This window comes from Dictyoglomus sp. DH, from assembly GCF_055181375.1.
Window position 1 is genome coordinate 296,512 of the sequence record NZ_CM143706.1, and the last position, 22,565, is coordinate 319,076.

The window sequence follows — 22,565 nt, forward strand, 5'->3', positions numbered from 1 at the left end:
TATTCCTCCCTCAATTATTTATTCTTATTCCCTTCTCTTTCCATTCCTCAGGACTTACTATATATCTAACCACTTCTATTTTCTCCTCAGGCTTTATAGTGGCCGAAGGATTTTTGATAATATAAAGCTCAGGTGATTTTCCACAATTCACTACCACATAAAGATAATATTTATCCCCAAATCTTTTTGCCATGTACCATTCATTTGGTGTAAGGGCTACTGATCCCTCATCAACTCTTGCCTTAACTTCAATATACCTTACCTCATTTTCCCCTCGTGATTTGATATCATATCCTAAATTTTCCTTTGATACATCCTCGGGAATCCTTCCCTCTTTTCTCTCAAAATCCATAGCTACTTTCATCCCTATTCTCTCTATCTCTTCATCGCTTACCATCTCATCTTTACTTTTTCCAGAGATTACACGTATGACCGTAAGAATTTTGGGCTTAGTATAAGATAAAGATGTCTCTTGCTCAATCTCCTTTTCTAAATTATTCTTTGCTTCTTGATATTTTTTCTTTTGATCTTCCTTATTACTAATGACAATATCAACCTTTTCTCCCTTTGCTTTTCTATCTTCATATTCTATGATTTCATTATCAAGCTCTGTGATAAGATCATTTAAAGATTTAAGTCCATATTTTCTTTTTATTTCTGCTTGTCTTTCTCTCTCCTTTAAAAGCTCCTCTTTATATTTTTCTATGAGATTTAGGGAAAAACCAATTATTTTCTTTTCATCAAAATTTATATTTTCATCAACTTTTTCAAAAGGAGTAAGTTCCCATACTATCTTAGGATTCACCTCTCTTATTTCCTTTCCATCATCATATAAAGCAAAGATTCTTTTGCCAGCAATACCTTTTGCATCCCTTACTTCTCCCTCTACAAAGTATATAATTCCATTATATCTTCCATCTGGATCTAAAAAGGTAGCTCCTTTCCTTAATTCCTTTTCTCCCTGTTTCATCACCCAAGAGAGGACAGCTTCAAAAAGAGGATGACCAAAGGAAACAAACTCAGCATTCTCTCTTGATGCTATCTTTTTATCAAAGGTTATCTTACTATAACTTGTCGAAATTGTTCCGTATGCATTCTTAAAATTATCATCATTATTAAACCTTCTCAACTCATGAGGCACAGAATCTACTGATAAAATGCCCTCTTTCTTTATTGATAGTTTTCCACCTACTTTTTCAAAGGCATGTTTGAAAAATCCCTCCACATATTCTGGCACAAGCCTTTGTTCTTCAGCAAGCTCAGTCATTTCCTTTATGGCTGTAAAATCAATATTTCTTACAGCAAGAGATTCAGCAAGCACCTCTTCCTTTATCCTTTTAAGCTCTTCATCATCTCCTATAATCTCTATCTCTTTATATATATCATCTATGCTCTTAATCTTAACTACAGCATCAATAACCAATTGATAAAGATTCTTTCCAGCAAAGATATCTCCAATCACATCATATACCCTATCACTCCCTAATTTACTCTTTATTTCCTCCAATTTATCTAATAGTTTACCTAATATCCTACCTTCTATGGTACCCTCAGCTACCATATTAAATATATATACATCCCTATTTTGACCAAATCGGTGAATTCTACCCATTCTTTGTTCCAGTCGAATGGGAGTCCAAGGAATATCATAGTTGATCATTATATTACAAAATTGTAGGTTAATACCTTCACCTGCTGCTTCTGTTGCTACCATTATTTGGGTTTCATTCCTAAATATTTTTTCCTGCTCTATTCTATCCTCAAGTTTCATCCCACCATGTATAAAATTTACCTTATAACCCCATTCTGATATTTTCTTCACCAAATATTCCAAAGTGTCTTTTGCTTCAGTGAATATTAATATTTTTTCTGGACCACCTGTCTCTTTTATCTTATTAAATCCTTCTTCAATAGCTTTTTTAAGCTCGCTAAGCTTTACCTCCTCGCCTCTTTCGTATATTTCCTTCGCCATAGTCATTAATTTTTCAACAATTCTTATCTCTTCTCTTAACTCTTCCTTTGTCCTTGAAAAGGTTAATGTCTCCCATTTCTTTTCTTCTTCCCATCTATTTTCCTCTTCCATATCATCAATCTCTTCTATACTTTCTATATCTAAAGAGAGTTTTTCTTGAATATCTCCATCATTTAATAATTCCTCTAATCTCCTTTTTCTTCTTTCTAAGGATCTATATAAAGCATAAGCACTTGATGCCATTCTTCTTTGAAGTACTAAAAGGGCAAATCCCACATTTCTTTTATTATCATTAACCGTTTGTTTGTTATATTCCTCTCTTACATATCTTACAAGCTCATTATAAAGTTCCTTTTCCTTATCTGAAAGTGGAAACTTAACTGTTATGGAATACCTATTAGTAAATATGGGTTTATTATTGAAATCTCTTAAATGTTCTTTTAACCTTCTCACAAAAAGTGGATTATCATTGTTCCTCAAAGATTCTTCTAAAATTTCTTTACTGGAAAAATATCCTGGTCTAAGTAGATCTAAGAATAATCTAAAATTTTCAGGATCTCCCTTATGAGGTGTTGCACTCAAAAAGAGGAAATGAGGAGAGATTTTTGATAATACCTCACCCAACCTATATCTTTTGGTTTTTTTAGTCTTATCATTATATCTATATGCAGCCATCTTATGGGCTTCGTCTACAATTATAAGGTCCCATGTGGAATATCTCAAAGCTGATAAGATTTCATCTTGCTTTGCAAAATCAATAGAGGTAATAACCTGATTCTTCCTGTTAAAAGGATTATCTCCATATGTAGAATCAAAGATTGATCTATCTATCACCTCAAATGTTTCGTCAAATTTTTCTTTCATCTCTCTTCTCCACTGATCCATTAAATGTCCGGGTACTACTATCAATATTCTATTTATTATTCTTCTAAGCTTTAATTCCTTTATCACTAAACCAGCCATAATAGTTTTTCCAGCACCAGGGTCATCAGCAATAAGAAATCTAATCCTTGGTTGTTTTAGGATATTTCTATATACTGCATCAAGCTGGAAGGGAAGGGGCTCAATCTTTGAAACATTTACAGCTAAGAAAGGCTCAAAAAGATCTGCATATTTAAATCTTATAGCTTGAAGGTTTAACTTAACAAACTCAGGATTTCCAGAAAAATCCCATATATTAGAAATTTTATTTATATCTTTTAAATCTGATTTAGGAATTATGGCATCAACGGGTGAAGGTGATTTTATTGTCCTGCCTAAAATATGAATCCTCTCATCAAAATATTCCACATCTATGACTTCTACAGGCTCATTCCAATATCTTCCTTCTATTATATCCCCCTTTTTTATCTCCTCCATAGATTAAAAATCCCTTCCCTTTTAAATCTTTTTTATTTTATTATAATATATCTAGTAAAAACTTAAAGGATTCAACAATATTACCTTAAAAATGAAAAAAATATACTTTCTCCCATTACTTTTCATAGGGATTTTAATTATCTTTATATGGACCTTTACCCATAAAGATGAGATCTTTATTTTTAGAAACAATAAGGAACCCTTCTTCGCTAAGGAGCCCATCTTAGAAAATTTAATGTTTACCTCTAAGAAAGAAGAACTTTTAAAAAAATTTGGAAATCCTGTTAATACAAAAAGAGAGTATTGGGAAACTTATGAAGATTACGTAGAATACCTTTATTATCCATGGGGTACAGTATGGCTCGCACCAGCTCAAAAGCATAATGATTTAGCAAGGTACATATTTTGTGTAGAGATTACTAAAAGAGGAGTAAAAGGACCAAGAGGAATTCAAGTTGAAGATAGTTATAAAAAGGTACTAAATAGATTTAGATATAATCCTACAAAAATAAATGATAAAGAGTATCTTTATTACTTTTCAAAGATTGAAAATGGCATATTATATGAAAAATTCGGAATTATAAATTATAAAGATAAAGAGATAGATAGTATCTTCTATCAAGACTCACTATATTGTAATGTTGAATTTAAAATATCAAAAGGTAAAGTTATAAAAATTAATGCCTATCTTCATGAATTTTGATGATTTATTTTTAAAATTACCCGTGTGATCCCCATCACTTACTTTATTTATAAAAATGATTTAAAATATTAATAGTTAAAAGATGAGGGGGGATCAAAACCTCAGTCAGAAACATTACATCGATTCTTCCTCAACTTTTAACAAGCAACAATTAAGGAGGAAAAAATGAAAAAAGTATTTCTCATTATCACTCTTCTATGGCTTATTCTCTCAATTAGTGTTGTAAGTGCTCAAAACTTTAATGTTCCACAAGTCCCTCAAAATATTCCCAAAATATCAGTAAAACTTACTACACCAGTAGTACTTGATGCCAAAAGTTCTAAAATTATCATTATTAAGAAACCACCTATTACTTTTAAACCCTTTGATTATACCTTTTTTAAGATCCAAAAAAGTCAGATAATCACTCTATCAAATGGGAAAAAAATTACTGGTGAGGATTTTTTAAAAGAGATCAATGAGATCGAGAAAACATTAAACTCCTATGGATACTCTTTAAGAGATCCAGAAGAAGAAATTTTAATACAACGCATAGTAATACCAAAACAAAATTTTGAGCTCCAAAGAAAAATATTTAAAGAAATGATCCCATATACTCCAGAAACAAAGGAAGAACCCCAGAAGGAATTTAAAAATTTAAATTGGGAAAGAATTTGGGAACTCCCATTAGGGAATGAAGACTTTAATGTAAAAGTAGGGACTGGGCTAAAACTCATAGGAGAAGAGAAGAAAGTAAATTCAAACGCCTTTGCATATGCCACAGTTGGACTTTTGGGAAAAAGTGCAGAATTAATTAAGGTGGAAACTGATATAGGTGCAGGAGAAAACAATACATCACAAAAGGGTTATACAAGAGTCTATATACTGGGAGAAAAAAAGATTGAAGAATCTTTTAAGACAAATGTAAAATATAGGGATAAATCTGAATATAATGTAGATTGGAGCTTTCCAATAACCTGTCCTGTTGGTCCTTTCAATGTATCTGGATCTTTTGGACTAAGAGGAAAAATAGGTGTAGAATTAGGAGCGGTATTAGATCCTCTATATTGTAGTGGTTTTATTAATCCATATGTAGATACCAGTGCTTATGCAGAGATTGGATTAAATTATAAAGTGGCAAGTGCAGGTGTAGGCGGAGAATTAACATTACTTAAAGACAAACTTAATATAAATGGTAATTTAAACTTAATATTACAGAATCCAGTTTATAACTCCTATTTCCAAATCTCTGCTAAAGGTGAAAATGAATTAAATGCCTTATCTGGAAATTTATATTTCTTTGTTCAAATAGACTACCTTGTAGGTAAAAAGAAGTTTAAAGCAGAGATCTATGAATGGGATGGATTCAAATACTCTACAAAACTTTTTGAATATAATTCAAAAGAACCAGCGTATAAAGACAAAGAATTATGGTTATCCATAAAAGAGATTAGAGGATTAACTCCCTATAGTGCAAGAAATGAAGATTTAAACATAAAATCTAATTCCTTTAGAGTAATAGTAGATGTGGGAGCTCAAACATATAGTAAAGAGTTTGTAGATATGGACGGAAATGGTATTTTATCTTCCAGAGACTCTATATGGAACATAAAAATACCTTTAAGTAGTCAAAACCCTCAAATACCTATAAAGATTACTGTCCAACAAATTTATTCCTTAGGAGAATTAAAAAATTTAACTGCTAATTTAGACCTTTCGAAAGGTCAACCCAAAGAAATCAATATTGTTTTCGACACCACAAATAATACCTTTACAGGTACAATAAATGGTAAGATTGATGAAGAAAAAACAACTATAGGTGATACAAGTTATTGGGGGGAAAGATATCACCAACTTAGATTCATTCTCTCATCAAGCTTAAAGTTTCAGCCTGCTCCAGCAAAATAAAAATTTAAAATTTCTAGGGGGGGAGTTATTCCCCCCTCGAAAACTTTTAATTCTTTTTTAATCATCCATTTTTAATCCTTAATTAAACCTTAATTTTAATTTAAACCTCACACCCTAAAGTATATAAAGGGTTAGGAATCATAAAAAATTAAGAAAGGAGGAAATTGAAAGGAATGAAAAAAATCTTAGTATGTCTCTTATTAATCCTAATAACCTTTAGTTTTGCCACCGCACAAACCCCCAAAGGAAAAATAGAAATAGAATTTTGGCACTCTTTTAGTGGAGCTCTTGGAGACAAATTAATAACCCTTGTAAATAAATTTAATTCAAGTCAAGATAAGTACTACATAAATGCTATTTACAAAGGATCATATCAAGAATCAATGTCAGCAGCGATAGCTGCTTTTAGAGCTGGAAAGGCTCCCCACATTGTTCAAATTTTCGAAGTAGGTACAGCAACAATGATAGCAGCAGAAAATGCAATCTATCCAGTACATCAACTATTTAAAGATGTGGGTCTTAGCTTAAATAGCCATATATATCTTCCTGCAGTAAGATCCTATTACAGCTTTTCTACAGGACAAATGGCTGCTATGCCCTTTAATAGCTCCACAGCAGTATTATGGTATAACAAAGATGTGTTCCGTAAAGCTGGATTAAATCCTGAAAATCCCCCAAAAACATGGGAAGAGGTAAAGAAAACTGCATTACTAATAAAAAATAAAGGAGCATCTAAAATAGCTCTCACCACCTCATGGTTTTCTTGGACTCAACTGGAACAATTTGGAGCAATTCATAATATTCCTTTCGCAACTCGTGCCAATGGCTTTCTCGGTTTAGACGCACAATTATCCCTTAATCATCCTCTTTTTGTGAAACATATGCAAAATTTAGTAGATTGGCAAAGAGAAGGTATCTTTACATATGGAGGAAGAGATTCTCAACCAGACAGCCTTTTCATCTCAGGAGATGCAGCCATGTTTATAGGCTCCTCAGCCACCTATGCCTCTATCAAAAGAGATGCGAAATTTGATTGGGGAATGACTTATCTTCCTTACTATGATGATTTTATAAAGAAACCGTGGAATTCTATAATTGGTGGTGCTGCACTCTGGGTTATGCGAAGACCAGACGCAACTAAAGAACAATATAAAGGAGTAGCTGAATTTTTTAAATTTCTTGCCAAACCAGAAAATGATGCATGGTGGCACATAAACACTGGATATGTACCAGTAACTCTCGAAGGATATAAATATGCTAAATCTCAAGGATTTTATAAGGAAAATCCTTATATGGAGATACCAATCCTTCAACTTACAAGAACTAATCCCTCAGCGAATACAAGAGGTTTAAGATTAGGAAATTTACCTGCTATTAGAATAGTAATATATGAAGAAATGGAAAAAGCCTTTCAAAATCAGCAAAGTGTAAAGGAAGCAATAAACAATATATTGATACGTGGAAATAAAATCCTTAGAGAATTTGAAGCAATATATGGAAAATGAAATAAGTAAAGGGGAGGGTAAATCCTCCCCTTTATACTTTGATTTTATGAGGAGGAATTAAATGAAGTCGCATCCTGTTTTTCGAAACAAGATCTTGCCCCTGATACTAATAACCCCCCAATTATTAATAACTATAATCTTTTTTATATGGCCTTCTCTTCAAGCACTCTATCTTGCCTTTGTAAGAACAGATCCTTTTGGACTTTCAATCAAATTTGTAGGTTTAGCAAACTTTGTAAATCTTTTTTCAGATAAATACTATATACAATCTATTACTACTACCATTCTCTTTTCCTTAATAGTTACACTGATCTCTATTCCTATCTCCCTACTTTTAGCAGTAATGGTAGAAAAACCAATATACTTTAAAAAAATATTTAGAACCTTATTAATATGGCCTTATTCCTTAGCCTCATCTGTAGCAGCAGTATTATGGATACTCCTTTTTCAACCTTCTATCGGATTAATAACAAAAATTCTAATTTATTTTGGAATTCAATGGAATTATATTTTAAATGGAACACAAGCCATTATTTTGATAACATTAGTAGCCACATGGAAACAGATAAGCTATAATTTTATCTTCTTTCTTTCTGGACTTCAATCTATTCCAAAATCAATGATAGAAGCAGCTGAAATTGATGGGGCAAACTCTAAACAGATATTTTGGAAATTGATATTTCCTCTTTTATCTCCTACTACCTTCTTTTTATTAATAATGAATTTAACATACGCATTTTTTGATACTTTTGGAATAATAGATGCTTTAACTAAGGGTGGTCCCGGAAAAGCAACTGAAACATTAACTTACAAAGTATACGTAGATGGAATAGTTAATTTCAACCTGAGCAGTTCTGCCACCCAATCTGTTGTTCTTCTAATACTAGTAAGTATTTTAACAGCCTTACAATTTCGTTATCTTGACAAAAGGGTTATTTATCAAGGTTAAATCTTTATTTAAAGGGGAAAAATACATTATGAAAAAGAAATCATATTTAAATCATATAAAAAGTTACTGGTTTGCTTATTTTATAATTATATTAAGTATTATACTTTTAGCTTTTCCCGTATATGTAGCTTTTATTGCCTCAACCCACGATGCATCCACTATATCTCGAGGCCAGTTACCTCTAACTCCAGGAAAATATCTATTAGAAAACTACAATACTGCATGGAATATAGGAAAAGGAGAAAGAATTATCAGCATACCTGTTCGTAAAATGTTAATAAACTCAGTAATTATGGCTTCTATTATAGCAATAGGGAAAATTGCTCTATCATTACTTTCCGCCTATGCAATAGAGTATTTTTATTTTCCATTCCGTAGTTTCATATTCTGGTTAATCTTCATTACCCTTATGTTACCTTTAGAAGTGCGTATTATACCTACTTATAAAGTTGTCTCTGATCTAAAACTAATCAACACCTTTACAGGATTAACTGTTCCTCTTATGGTATCTGCCACTGGTACCCTTCTTTTTCGCCAAGGCTTAAGGAATATTCCAAAGGAACTTTTAGAAGCTGCTAAAATCGATGGTGCTGGTCCTTTAACTTGCCTTGTTTTCTTAGTTATACCTTTGATGCTTCCCACCATATTTTCTTTATTTGTTATACTCTTTATATATGGATGGAACCAATATTTATGGCCATTACTTATAACTACAGATATTAATTTTCAAACTATAGTCATGGGTATCGTAAAAATGATAGGAGGAGCAGATACTTCTGTAGACTGGAATATAGTCATGGCAAGTACTATGATATCTCTACTCATACCAGCACTTATTGTGATATTTATGCAAAAGTTACTTATAAGAGGACTAACTGAAACTGAAAAATAAGAGAGTTAATTAAAAACAAAATTTAGTTAGAATATTACCCTAATATTTAGTATAATTAAATACATGGAGATAGATGTATCTTTTGTAATACCTGTAAAGGATGAAGAAGGTACATTAAAAGAGCTATACAGAGGTATAATTGAGAATACAACCCTCTTAAATCTATCTTTTGAAATTATCTTTATTGATGATGGAAGTACAGATAATTCTTACCAAATCTTAAAAGATCTTCATAAAGAGGATAAAAGGGTGAAAATTATAAAATTCAGAAGAAATTTTGGAAAGGCTTCTGCTTTATCAGCTGGCTTTCAAAAAGCGAAAGGTAATATCATTATTACCATGGATGCAGATCTTCAAGATGATCCAAGAGAAATTCCCAGATTTATTGAAAAGATAAAGGAAGGTTACGACTTAGTTTCAGGTTGGAAAAAGGAAAGAAAAGACCCTATTACAAAAACCTTACCATCAAAGATTTTTAATAAATTAGCAAGTCTTTTTTCTGGTGTTAATATACACGATTTTAACTGTGGATACAAAGCTTACAGAAGAGAGGTTATTGAAAATTTAGAAATTTATGGAGAACTATATAGATATATTCCTGCATTAGCCTATAGCAAAGGATTCAGTGTTACAGAGATTCCTGTAACCCACCATGAAAGAAAATACGGAAAATCAAAATACGGATGGGAAAGAATAATCAAAGGATTCTTAGATTTGATAACCGTGATATTCCTAACAAGATTCCTTAAAAGACCTATGCACTTTTTTGGGAGTACTGGAATATTGTTTTTCTTATTTGGCTTCTTAATAAATCTATATTTAGTAATATACAAATTTGTAACAGGAGAAAAAATAGGTACACGACCTCTGCTAACTCTTGGAGTATTATTAATGATCGTAGGTATACAATTTCTATCTATAGGACTTATAGGCGAGATGCTAAGTCATCTTACCCATGGAAGAAAAAAAGAATATCTAATTTTAGAGGAAGCAGGGTTTGAGTAGTATATATCTAAAAAAGCTTCTTCCTGAAATCCCAAGACTCCTGGGACTTCTGGATAAGAATTTACAAAGTCCAACTTTTGGTTGTTTTGATAGAAATTTCTGGCATTACAATATTACTGATTTTGCTTGTGCAAGATTTCAAGAAGCAGCATTAACATTAGCTCTTCTTTATAATTTAAATGACCCTGAAAACATCTACTTCCAAGACAACAAGATCCTATCTTTTATTAAAGGTGGAATAGACTTTTGGTGCAAAATACAAAGGAATGATGGATCTTTTGATGAATGGTATCCTAATGAACATAGCTTTGTAGCTACAGCGTTTTCTACATATGCCATATCAGAAACTTTAATTATCTTAAAGGAGAAGTTAGATAATGATAAAGTAATAAAGCATTTAAAAAAGGCAGGTGAATTTCTATTATCCCATGAAGACTTTTCAGCTTCCAATCAAGTAGCAGGTAGTATTATAGCCTTGTATAATATTTATCTATTAACATCGGATGAAAGATTTAAAAAAGGAGCATTAATAAAATTAAAAAAATTAGAAGAGATACAAAAGGAAGAAGGATGGTTTCCAGAATATCAAGGTCCAGATATAGGATATCTATCCTTAGCTATAGACTATCTTTCAAAATATCATGAGAAGACAAGGGATGAAAAAGTACAACACATGATAACAAAGGCCATTAATTTCTTAGTTAACTTCTCCCATCCCGATCTTTCTTTTGGAGGTGAGTATGCCTCCAGAAATACAAAATATATAATCCCATCTGGAATAGAATACTCAGCAAAATGGAATGATTCCGCAAGAAGAATCTTATATTCTTTGAGAAAAGCTCTACAAGAAGAAAAAAGCATTGGCCCCTTTAACTTGGATGATCGTTATCTTGCTTATATAGGCTACACTTATATTCAAGCCCACCAAAATTTCTATAATGGAGAATTAAAAAGTCCTATTTATGAAGAAAAATTTTCCCAATATTTTCCAGAAAGCGGTATATTTATAGAGAGTAATGAAAATTTCTATATTGTAGGAAATCTTAAAAAGCAAGGTGTCTTCAGGATAGATTTTAAAAAAACAAACTTTTCTCTAAAAGATAGTGGACCTATAGTATATATCAAAGGCAAAATTTATTCACCCTTCTTAAACCCAAACTCTAAAATATCTTCTCAAGATTGTTATATTACAGAAGGATACCTTTTAAAAATTCCCTTTAACAAAATGACACCCTTAAAAAACATACTTTTAAGATTATTCCAGACAACCATTGGAAGGAATAAAAAAGTAAGCTTTTGGGTCAAAAATATACTAAGAAGAATGCTTATATCCTATAAAAAAGGAGGACCTATTTTTATTAGGAGAAAAATAAAGGTACTGGAAGATAAAATTGTTATTGAAGAAGAAATAAATTCACCTTACATAATAGAAAAGATAAGAATTGGAGTAGAAAATCCATACATATTCATACCCTCCTCAAGATATTTCCAGATACAAGATTTGAAAGATTCTTTTAGCTATCATATATTAGAAGTGAATAACAAATTTATTAAAATAAGAAGAGAGTACGATGGAGAAGGGAAAGAAAAACTTACTTATTAATATTTTAAAATTAATAATTACCGCCCTTGTTTTTTACTTTATATTTAAGAAAATACCTACAAAGGAAATAGTAAAATCACTTGTTTACATAAACATAAAACCTTTATTTTTAGCTGTAGTTTTCGGTTTTCTATTTACCTTCTTTAAGATAATCAAATGGCATCTTCTCTTAAAAGACATATCTAAAGACATCTGTATCTTAGAATCAGCAAAAAGCTATTTTATAGGTATGAGTATAGGGCTTATAACTCCAGGAAGAGTAGGAGAGATAGCAAGAGTTGGAAACATTGACAAAGAAAAAAGAGTGGAGGGTTTAAGCTTAGTAATACTTGATAAAGCCTTTGACCTTTTAGCAGTTTTAATCCTTGCATTAGCAGGCTTTTATATTTTTTTTGGGAAACTTATATCCTTCTTTTTAGGAGCCTTTATTCTTTTCTCTCTATTTGTGATTTTTTATCAAAGAGCAATAAAAAACATAAATAACATATTTACTTTCAACAAATTTCCAGATTTTATACAAGGATTTTTAAAAATAAAAAGGAAAAACCTTCTTATAAACTTTCTCCTTTCTCTATTATCCTACACTATCGTATTAGTAGAGGTATACTTTTTAGCAAACTCCTTTGAAAAATTTTCTTTTTTATCCACCTTTATTGGCTACCCTATTGTTATGCTTGTAAACCTTATCCCTATTACAATTGGGGGATTAGGTATTAGGGAAGGAACAGCAGTATTTATTTTAGGAAGATTAGGACTTTCTCAAACAGCCTCCTTTAACAGTGCCTTTTTGTTATTCTTAATAAATACAGCAATTCCTGCTATTATAGGATTGGTAGAGTTAAACAAAGATATAAAAAAAAGCAGTCTAATTCCTATAATTACCCTCATAGGATTCCTTTTAAGATTTTATAAAATAACAGAAAGAAGTATTTGGCTTGATGAAGCTATAACTGCCCAAGTATCCCAAAGCGGAATTTTAGGCATTATTCTCAACAGATTACAAACAGGAATTCATCCACCCTTACATTTTATACTCGTTTATTTTTGGACATGCATATTTGGTGATTCAGAATTAGCTTTAAGATCTCTTTCCATGATTTTGGGAGTTTTAAGCATTCCCCTTTTATATAAGTTAGTTAAGAAAATCTATGATGAAACTACAGCCTTAATTTCTTCGCTTATTTTCGCTCTATCTCCTTTTTTAATTTACTTTTCCCAAGAGGCAAGAATGTATCCATTATTTACTTTCTTAGCCCTTCTATCTTTAAACTATATACATGATTTAACCAATAAAGAATTTAATAAGAGAAACCTTTTCAAACTCCTAATAATAAATTCTCTTTTACTTTATACTCACTTTTTCTCAAGTCTCTTGATAATAACTGAAAATATCTATATGTTCATATGCCAAAGAAAAAACTTTAAGAATCTTAAAAATTGGATCATCACACAGTTTATAACATTACTCTTCTTTTCTCCATGGCTTTACGTAATCTTCACAAGAAGTACTCCAGAGTTATATCAAGGGGCTCAAAAACTTTCCCTCTACACTATTAGTGTCTCCTTTTATCAAGCCTTTTTCGGGTTTGCAAGAGGTTTCCTTGAAAGATTAAATTTGCACTACTTCTTATTCATAATATTTTTCGGACTGATTATTTTGGGATTATTACCACCTTATGAAAACAAAAAAGGTTTTTTATTAAATGTCTCTTATTTTTTTATACCTTTTATAACTTTAATTACAATCTCCTCTTTTGGAAAAAGTTTTTATAGCAGTAGATATCTTTCTCCTTTTATACCTGCCCTTTTTATCCTTATAGCAAGAGGAATTAAGAAATTAAAATATCCGTTTATAATCACCTTAGTAATGTTGTCTATTATTGGAGTATATTCCTTACTAAACATGTCATACTACATACATATATCTGATTTAAATCGTCCATGGAGAGAGGTGGTAAGGTATCTCCATGATAATGCACAAGAAGATCATATAGTATTAATTAGCGAGCCTTTTTACTATAGACCATTTGAATATTACAATAGAGGTAAGCTTCCATATATCCCCGTGAGTCCAGATTTTTTCTTTCCTGAAAATATAGAACAAAAAGTTAAGAATTATAAAAAGATTATTCTAATCTTATCCGATGTAAACCCAAGAACTTTAAAAATAAAAGAATGGCTTGATAATAAATTTGAATATAAAAACAAAATAGATTTTAATAAAGTAGTGATATTTATATATGAAAGTTAGGAGGAAAAAATGAAAAATATCGGAATTATAGGAACAGGATATATTGGCCTTGTCACAGCATTAGGTCTTGCAGAAGTAGGAAATAGAGTAATATGTTTGGATATAGATGATGAGAAAATAAATCTTTTAAAGAAAGGCATCTCTCCCATTCATGAAGAGGGAATAGAAGAACTTTTGAATAGAAATATAAAAGAAAAAAGAATTTTCTTTACTACTAACTTTCAAGAAACAGTAGAAAACTCAGAAATTATCTTTATATGTGTAAATACTCCTTCAAAGGATGATGGAGAAGTAGACCTATCTCAAGTAATATCTTCGACAAAATCCATAAGTAAATTTCTAAAGAATAGAAAAATAATAGCTATAAAAAGCACAATTCCAATAGGAACATTATCCAAAATAAGAGAGATTTTTAGTAAAGAAGGTAAAAAGGAAGGAGATGATTATGAATTAGCAATAGTGCCAGAATTTCTGAGAGAAGGAAAAGCAGTTTATGACTTTTTTAATCCTTCAAGAATAGTTATTGGGGCAGAAAAAGACTATGTAATAAACTCTTTAAAAGAGTTATTTTCTCCCTTCCAAGCTCCAATAGTAGTAACTACTCCCATAACTGCAATCTTAATTAAGTATGCTTCCAACGCCTTTCTCGCCATGAGGGTATCTTTTATTAATGAGATAGCAAATATATGTGAGAAATTCTATGTTGATGTCTTTGAGGTTATAGAAGGAATGAAATACGATAAAAGAATAGGAGGAGAACACTTAAGCCCAGGAATTGGATTTGGAGGCCCTTGTCTTAGTAAAGATCTTATGGGACTCATTAAGATGGCAGAAAAAAGTGGCTATGAACCTGATTTCTTAAGAGCTATATTAGAAAAGAATGAACATCAAGTAAGGCATATAGTTTATAAAGTAAAAGAACAACTTTCTGATCTCTTATATGATTACACCATATCCATATGGGGGCTTACCTTTAAAGCAGGTACCAATGATGTGAGAAATTCTCTTTCTATAAAAATAATAAATTTACTAAAGAATGACGGAGCAAATATAAAAGCTTATGACCCACATGGTATGGAAGAGGCAAAAAAATTGATAAAAGATGTAGAATATTGTAACGATATATATGAAGCATCAAAAGATTCGGATTTAGTACTAATTCTTACTGCATGGGATGAGTTTAAAAAAGCTGATTTCTTAAAGTTAAAAGGCCTTATGAGAAAACCCATTATCATAGATGGAGTAAATGTATTAGATCCTAAAGAAGCTAAAAAGTATGGATTTATATACAAAGGAGTGGGAAGAAAGTAAAAAAATTTCAAATTCTAAAGTTGAAAGAGAAAATCTACAAAGAATTGAAGGATTTCTATGTATTATACAATGTGCAGTTTTGAAGATATTGTAAAAAAAGTCATCCTTACCCAGAAAGAGTTTGCCATATATGAAACATTGAAAATTGACGAAGACAATTTTCTTTCATATATTTTTATCTCACCAAAAGAAAAGTTAGTACTAACAAAACCCCAAAATATAAGAGAATTTTTTGAACAATTAGAGAAAAAACTTAATGAAGGCTTTTATCTTGCAGGATTTTTATCCTATGAACTTGGATATTTTTTGGATTATAAGGACAACGTAGAATATAATCTTGAATTTCCATTAGCCTTTTTTTATGTCTATGAAAGACCAATAATCTATAATCATAAAACCGGAGTTTTTGAAGAAGGAGTTGATTTAATAAATAACTTTTCCCCTATAAAACTTGATAAGAAAAACCCAAGGTTTAAATTAACTAATCTACGTCTTAATATTTCCAAGAAAGAATACGTGGAAAACATAAAGAAAATAAAGGACTATATCTTTTCAGGTGATACTTATCAGATTAACTACACAATAAAGTTAAAGTTTGACTTTACAGGTTCAATTCTTGGATTATACAATAAATTAAAACAAACCCAAAGTGTCTCATATTGTGCCTTTATTAAAACAGACAACTTTTCTATATTATCCTTCTCTCCAGAACTATTCTTCAGAAAAACTGGTGATATCGTTATTGTCAAACCAATGAAGGGTACAATTTCTCGAGGTAAAGATATCTATGAAGATAAAATACAAGCCCATAGATTACAAAAAAGTATTAAAGATCGTGCAGAAAATATAATGATAGTTGATCTTTTAAGAAATGATTTAGGAAAGATTTCTTTATTGGGTGAAGTAAAAGCAAAAAAACTTCTTGAAATAGAAAAATATAAAACCCTATTTCAGATGACTTCTACAATAGAAGCAAGAATAAAACCAAATATCGATCTATACACACTGTTTCATTCCTTATTTCCTTCTGGTTCTGTAACTGGTGCACCTAAAATTAGAAGTATGCAAATAATAAAAGAACTGGAAACAGAACCAAGGTATGTTTATACGGGTTCTGTGGGAATTATAAAACCAAATCAGGATGCAGTATTCAATGTGGCAATAAGAACTTTGTTGATAGACAAAAATGGAAAAGGCGAGTTAGGAATAGGAAGTGGAATAGTTGCAGATTCCGACCCCCAAAAAGAATATGCTGAATGCAAACTTAAGTATAAGTTTTTAGTAGCAAAAGTTCAAAAGTTTAGATTAATTGAAACAATTTTATACTGTGCTAACTTTAATTATGAGATAAAAAATTTTTACGATTTAAATCTAAATATCACAAAAGAGAATTTTGAACAAGGATATTTTCTCTTAACATATCATTTAGAAAGGCTTAAGAATTCAGCTATTTATTTTGATTTTCAATTTGAGGAAGAGCACATTTTATCTAAGTTATACAAATTAAGAGAAAATCTAACAGAACAAGCCTACAGAATAAGACTGTTACTCTCAAAAAATGGTGATGTGGAAATACAAAAAACTGCATATGATATAAGAAACTTTTGTTCTAAAAATATAGAAAATATTGTTCTCTCCAAATACTTTGTAGATAAAAATAATGTTTTCTTGTATCATAAAACTACTAACCGTAGGATTTATAATAGAGAATATAAAAAATACTCAGAAAGATTTTTTGATGTATTATTTATTAACAAGAATGGTGAAGTTACAGAGACATCACGGGCAAATATTTTTATTAAAATAGGAAATCATTACTATACCCCTCCAAAATCCTCAGGATTACTAAACGGTGTATTTAAAAGGTTTTTGATAGAACAGAATAAGGAAAAAATTAAAGAGAAAAAGATAAATGTAGAAGAAGTTTTTAAAGCAGAAAAATTATTTATTACAAATGCTGTTTTTGGAATAAAAGAGGTAAAAATTTACAAAACCTAACTTAAATGTACCTTAAGGAGGAATATATGGAGGACAAAGATATAAAGATAAGAGGCCATCATTTAATCTGTTTATTACATTTTGAAGGTAAAGGATACTCTGAAGAATTTATTGAAAACATGAAGAAAATAAAAGAAAAATTAGAGGAAAACTCTTTATTTATATTAGTTGCGGAAAGGGATAGTATTTGTGATAAATGCCCATATTTGAAAAATAATAAGTGTTTAAGAGAAAGCTATCCTAAGGAGATAGAAAAGAAAGATAAAGAAATTATAAATTATCTAAACTTGACCATAAGGGAAAAATATAATTTTCTCGACATAAAAAGACTAATCTTTAAAAGACTAACAAGATCTAATTTTGAAAATTTTTGTAAAAATTGCTCTTGGTTTCCTTTATGTTATCAAAAGAACTTGTTCAGATAATTAAATAAAATATTACACAAGCATAAAATAATGTTTTCTATATTGAGAGTAAAGCACTTGTAAATATTTAATAAATTGTTGTATAATTCAAAATATGAATAGAGTTAACATAGAAAAGAATGAGTACTTCATTCCCTATCACCGATCATATAGAAAATTCAATTATACAATAAAAAGTATCATTCTTATCTTTCTTCTTATAGTTTTACCCCTCGAAATAATCACTTTATCTTATTATCCCAAGATAACACTTTTCATGTGTGACTTCACAATATCCTCTTTACCTCATCCTCAAGATATAAAAATAGTAAAAAGTGAAAACAGTATTTTTAAAAATATCTATCTTTTAGATATGGCAGGAAAATACCCTTCTTTAATCTTCTCTACTTTCATGTTTTTTTTATCCTTCTTTGGGATCTTTGTCTCAAAATTTATTAAAGCTAAACCTATTCAACTTTGGATCATATTTATATTCCTCTTAATTTTAATCTCTTCCATATTTTTTATTCTTTTTCCTTCAAGATTTCCATATGATATTAAAACATTTTCAGAACTATACATGAATACTCAAATCGGAATTTGGCTTATGATACCTATAATAACGGGTATGGCATTAGCACCAATACCTCATAGCTCTATTGTTAAATCTATAGTTATTATTATTACTTTTCTTTACAGCATTATTTTTGGAACTGTTAGATATGCCTTTTTTATAAACTTACTCTTAAAATTTACTTATATTTTTTCCCTTCCCCTTTACTTTACCCTTGGACCTTTTATAGATTTTACATATATTGTCGGATTTTACTCCTTTTATTCAGGAATTATAGCAAATAAGCTACAGAAAATTAAAGAAAATTGGAAATGGGTATACTAATACTAAAGATATACTCGATAGTCCTAATATCAATAATTACTATGTATGCAATAAGGCACTTCATATTTACTATAAATCGAGCCTTTGGAGAACAGAGACTTGGATATCAAGATATTATAGACTCTGATTTACCCTCAATAAGTGTACTTATTCCGATGCATAATGAAGAAAAAGTAGCAGAAAATATATTAAACTCCCTTCTTAATGCTGATTATCCTCAAGAAAAACTTGAGATTATACCTATAGATGATAATTCATCTGATGGAACAAAAAAAATATTAGAGAGTTATCATAGTAAATACCCCAACCTTATTAAACCATTATATAGAGATTCATCTAAAAAAAGAGGAAAGCCTTCAGCCCTTAACGATGCATTACAAATAGCAAATGGAGAAATAATTATTGTTTTTGATGCAGATTATATCCCTCCAAGAGGAATTATAAGAGATCTTACAACAGCCTTTTTAGATCCAGAAGTAGGAATAGTCATGGGAAGAGTAATCCCTTTAAACATCTCCAGAAATCTTCTCACAAGACTTTTCGATCTTGAAAGGATTGGGGGATATCAAGTAGATCAACAAGCAAGATATAATCTAAAACTTATACCTCAATATGGAGGAACAGTAGGTGGTTTCAGAAAAGAATTGATTCTAAAGTTAGGAGGATTTAATCCTAAAGTTCTTGCTGAAGATACAGAACTCACAATAAAAGCTTACATAAATGGAGTAAAGGTTTGCTATATGAACAGGGCTGAATGTTATGAAGAAGCACCAGAAACATGGTATGCAAGAGCAAAACAAATAAGAAGGTGGTCTCGAGGACATAATCAAGTTATGTTCAGATATTTAATTCCTCTAATAAAATCTCCTTATTTATCTTTGAGAGAAAAAATAGACGGAGTTTTTCTACTTTGTGTATATTTAGTTCCAGCATTATTCTTATTGGGACTTGTAGATTCTATTATCCTATTTTTATTAGGAGAAATGCAGATTTTAAGTAGCAGTTTTTTACTCTTTATTTCAGCATATAATACATATGGAAATTTCGCTCCTTTTTATGAAATAGGATTAGGTGCTATTCTTGATGGAGTTACATATAGAATATTTTTATTACCTCTCCTTATTTTCAATTTCTTTTTCAATATGTGGTACTCATTTCTATTATTCAAAAAATCCAAGATACTTTTCAGAATCCTTTAAAAAGAAAATAAATGAAAAAATAAAACTTGAAGACATACAAAAAGCTCTTGAAGGAACAGGAACATTAGAATTCAACGAAGAAGAAGTAAAGGTTGATCATATCGGATTTATAGAATCCCATGCCGTAGTCGATAAAATTCTATATATACTTGGTAATTTAAAATCAAAGGAAAATGTAACTTTCAAAAAAGAAGTTTATACAAAAGGAAATGCCTATATAGGTGATAATAATCAAATACGAGCAATGGCATGTGAAGGTGAAATACACTTAGGTAAAAACACAAAAATAATAAGATGGCTTGACGCAGAAAAAGATATATTTGTAAATGAAAATTGTGATTTAGGTGTAAGCACTACATCCAAGGGAAAGATTAAACTAGGAAAAAGATGTAAATTTAAAAGGGTTTTTGCCAAAGAAATCTATACTCATTCCTCTATTGAAGAAAATGAGAAAGAAAAAGAAGCTTATATAAAAGGAAATATAAAGACTTATGACAATCTTACTATAAAAGGGAATATTGAAATTGATGGAAATGTATTTGGAGAAAAGGATATTTTTATAGGAGAAAATGTACATATAAAGGGAAATGTCTTTTCCCAAGGAAAGATAATATTAGAAGACAAGGCTAAAATTGGAGAAGAAGGAAAAATAAAATCTATCATAGCTAAAAAGGGAATATATATTAAAGGAAGGATAAAAGTATATGGCTTTATGATGACGGAAGGTGAGGGAATTGTAAATTGAGAAAATACATCTACTTTTTACTAATTGGCCTTTTAATCATCCTTTTTCTCTCCTTTTCTTTTAAAAATTTTTTAGAGATCTACTCAATAAACAAAAGAGATTTTGGAGTATTAATTGTATACAGTAATTCTTTAAAAGAATATCCATACATAATGGAGGCATACAAAAAAGTTTTAGAGGAAGAAGGCGTAATTTATAGAGAAGTTAATATCTTTAATCTCATTACTTTAAAACCCGAAAACATAATAAAATACAAAAATGTCATCATATTTCCCGACGGAATAAATCAGTATCTTCCAAAAGAAGCAAAAGGATGGATAGAAAAGTACTTAAAGATGGGAGGTAATGTATTTTTAGCATATGATGTGGGAATAAAAAATATGAAAAACGCGTATCTTGATGAAGGCTTATTTTCAGAAATTTTAGACATAAACTACATCACCTATAAAAAATATAAAGATGACTGCTTTACAATTGGACACCTACAGATAGATAAAAAAAACAATCAAGACTTCTTAGAAATTCCTTATTGGAAATTAATAAACAACCATCTATTAGGAGGCTATGCTTATGGAGAGTTGAATTATCCAGTATCAAGAATTGATATAAAGGAAAATTTTAATAATAAAAATATATACGCTTCGATAATTTCCAATGATGGTAAAAAATATCCAGGAATTATTTTAAAAAATTATGGAAAAGGCAAATTAATTTATATAAATCTTCCCTTAGGATATCTTAAGGCATACGCTGACGATTTTCCTCTTAGAACTCTACTTAGAGTTTTTCTTTTCAAAATAGCCCAAATTCCTCACTTAATAAATTCCCCTTATGGAAAGGGGGGCATTGTAATAAACTGGCACGTAGATGCTAATATTGATTGGAAAAGTATCCCATATATGCTACAAAATAGATATTTAAGAAAAGCTATTGAATATTCTATTCACATTACAGCTGGAGATTTTAGGGATAAGCCAGGAGATAATTTAGGATTTGATGCCTGTGGGAAAGGAAAAGAATATGTACAAAAATTACTTCCCTTTGGAATAATAGGATCTCATGGAGGCTGGGCTCATAATTTCTTCTCTAATAACATAACAAAGGGAGTATTTGGAGAAAAAGAAATTTATGAATATATATTAAGAAACAACAAATGCTTGGAAAGTATAACAGGATACAAAATTACAGAATATTCTGCTCCAAATGGTGTTCATCCCCAACCTTTAGCTACTAAGGTTTTAGAAAAACTTGGGATTACATGTTATTATTACACAGGAGATAATGGATCTTCCCCCAATCGTACATTCATCAATGGGAAATTAGTCTCCAATAAGGTTATTGCCTTCCCTATCTCTTCTCTTGGAAAATACGCCTCATTTTTAGAGATTAAAAATGGTGGAGTTAAAGAAGAAGAAGTCAAAAAATGGCTTTTTTCACTCTTAGATTATGTGATTAGAAATCGCTCTATAAGACTTATTTATTCTCATCCTTACGATATTCCATTATATCCTCGAGCCTTAAAAGAATTTTTAGATTATGTAGAATATCTAAAAAATAAAGGAATTATATATGTAAAACCAATGTCGTATTACGTTAAGTTCATATTAAGATTTTTAAACACAAAATTTGATATAAACTTTTCGGATGGTAAAATAACCTTATCAAATAATGAGAGTTTAGAAGGCATAACCCTTGCTATTCCTAAAAATTTCATAATAAAAGAACTGCCTCCAGGTATAACTTCAAGCGAAGATAACGATTACTATTATCTCACAATAACCAACCAATATCGAGAAAAAAAATTAAGTTTTCAGTTTTATTTTAAAAATAATAGATCTTTACTTAATCACCAAGATTAGATTATTATTGAATAAAAGAGTTAAT

General features: G+C 30.2%; 16 protein-coding genes. 15 read left to right on the forward strand and 1 reads right to left on the reverse strand.

Annotation, left to right across the window (positions count from 1 at the left end; genetic code table 11):
• Window positions 1–10: 10 nt before the first annotated feature.
• Window positions 11–3,331, reverse strand: a complete 3,321-nt coding sequence (locus ACY3JJ_RS01380; protein WP_463092022.1) for a helicase-related protein — start codon at window positions 3,329–3,331, stop codon at window positions 11–13.
• Window positions 3,332–3,422: 91 nt separating this feature from the next.
• Here ACY3JJ_RS01380 and ACY3JJ_RS01385 point away from each other — a divergent pair, with 91 nt between their 5' ends.
• The 15 genes from ACY3JJ_RS01385 to ACY3JJ_RS01455 all read left to right on the forward strand — a co-directional run bounded on the left by ACY3JJ_RS01385 (window position 3,423) and on the right by ACY3JJ_RS01455 (window position 22,540).
• Entirely contained in the window at window positions 3,423–4,034 is a 612-nt protein-coding gene (locus ACY3JJ_RS01385; RefSeq protein WP_463092023.1) for a hypothetical protein, read from the forward strand.
• 165 nt (window positions 4,035–4,199) lie between these two features.
• Window positions 4,200–5,921, forward strand: a complete 1,722-nt coding sequence (locus ACY3JJ_RS01390) for a hypothetical protein (RefSeq protein ID WP_463092024.1) — start codon at window positions 4,200–4,202, stop codon at window positions 5,919–5,921.
• Window positions 5,922–6,094: 173 nt separating this feature from the next.
• On the forward strand, window positions 6,095–7,426 hold the full coding sequence (gene ugpB, locus ACY3JJ_RS01395) for a sn-glycerol-3-phosphate ABC transporter substrate-binding protein UgpB (RefSeq protein ID WP_463092025.1): 1,332 nt from the start codon (window positions 6,095–6,097) through the stop codon (window positions 7,424–7,426).
• A gap of 61 nt (window positions 7,427–7,487) precedes the next feature.
• Entirely contained in the window at window positions 7,488–8,375 is an 888-nt protein-coding gene (gene ugpA, locus ACY3JJ_RS01400; RefSeq protein ID WP_463092026.1) for a sn-glycerol-3-phosphate ABC transporter permease UgpA, read from the forward strand.
• Between the two features lie 28 nt (window positions 8,376–8,403).
• Complete coding sequence (gene ugpE / locus ACY3JJ_RS01405; protein WP_463092027.1) at window positions 8,404–9,267, forward strand: sn-glycerol-3-phosphate ABC transporter permease UgpE; 864 nt, start codon at window positions 8,404–8,406, stop codon at window positions 9,265–9,267.
• Between the two features lie 63 nt (window positions 9,268–9,330).
• Entirely contained in the window at window positions 9,331–10,272 is a 942-nt protein-coding gene (locus ACY3JJ_RS01410) for a glycosyltransferase family 2 protein (RefSeq protein WP_463092028.1), read from the forward strand.
• Entirely contained in the window at window positions 10,265–11,875 is a 1,611-nt protein-coding gene (locus ACY3JJ_RS01415; protein WP_463092029.1) for a prenyltransferase/squalene oxidase repeat-containing protein, read from the forward strand. Before ACY3JJ_RS01410 ends, ACY3JJ_RS01415 begins: the two co-directional genes overlap by 8 nt.
• A complete protein-coding gene (locus tag ACY3JJ_RS01420; protein ID WP_463092030.1) occupies window positions 11,844–14,126 on the forward strand; it encodes a flippase-like domain-containing protein in 2,283 nt (760 codons plus the stop codon). The genes ACY3JJ_RS01415 and ACY3JJ_RS01420 overlap by 32 nt, the downstream gene beginning before the upstream one ends.
• 9 nt (window positions 14,127–14,135) lie before the next feature.
• Entirely contained in the window at window positions 14,136–15,437 is a 1,302-nt protein-coding gene (locus ACY3JJ_RS01425) for a UDP-glucose dehydrogenase family protein (RefSeq protein ID WP_463092031.1), read from the forward strand.
• Window positions 15,438–15,494: 57 nt separating this feature from the next.
• On the forward strand, window positions 15,495–17,435 hold the full coding sequence (gene pabB, locus ACY3JJ_RS01430; RefSeq protein WP_463092032.1) for an aminodeoxychorismate synthase component I: 1,941 nt from the start codon (window positions 15,495–15,497) through the stop codon (window positions 17,433–17,435).
• Window positions 17,436–17,461: 26 nt separating this feature from the next.
• Window positions 17,462–17,860: a DUF1284 domain-containing protein gene (locus ACY3JJ_RS01435; protein ID WP_463092033.1), complete on the forward strand. Its 399-nt coding sequence runs from the start codon at window positions 17,462–17,464 to the stop codon at window positions 17,858–17,860.
• 94 nt (window positions 17,861–17,954) lie between these two features.
• Complete coding sequence (locus tag ACY3JJ_RS01440; protein ID WP_463092034.1) at window positions 17,955–18,737, forward strand: hypothetical protein; 783 nt, start codon at window positions 17,955–17,957, stop codon at window positions 18,735–18,737.
• Window positions 18,738–18,778: 41 nt separating this feature from the next.
• Window positions 18,779–19,936, forward strand: a complete 1,158-nt coding sequence (locus ACY3JJ_RS01445) for a glycosyltransferase family 2 protein (RefSeq protein ID WP_463092035.1) — start codon at window positions 18,779–18,781, stop codon at window positions 19,934–19,936.
• Window positions 19,821–20,681, forward strand: a complete 861-nt coding sequence (locus tag ACY3JJ_RS01450; protein WP_463092036.1) for a bactofilin family protein — start codon at window positions 19,821–19,823, stop codon at window positions 20,679–20,681. Before ACY3JJ_RS01445 ends, ACY3JJ_RS01450 begins: the two co-directional genes overlap by 116 nt.
• Entirely contained in the window at window positions 20,678–22,540 is a 1,863-nt protein-coding gene (locus ACY3JJ_RS01455) for a polysaccharide deacetylase family protein (protein ID WP_463092037.1), read from the forward strand. The genes ACY3JJ_RS01450 and ACY3JJ_RS01455 overlap by 4 nt, the downstream gene beginning before the upstream one ends.
• The last annotated feature ends 25 nt before the right edge of the window (window positions 22,541–22,565 follow it).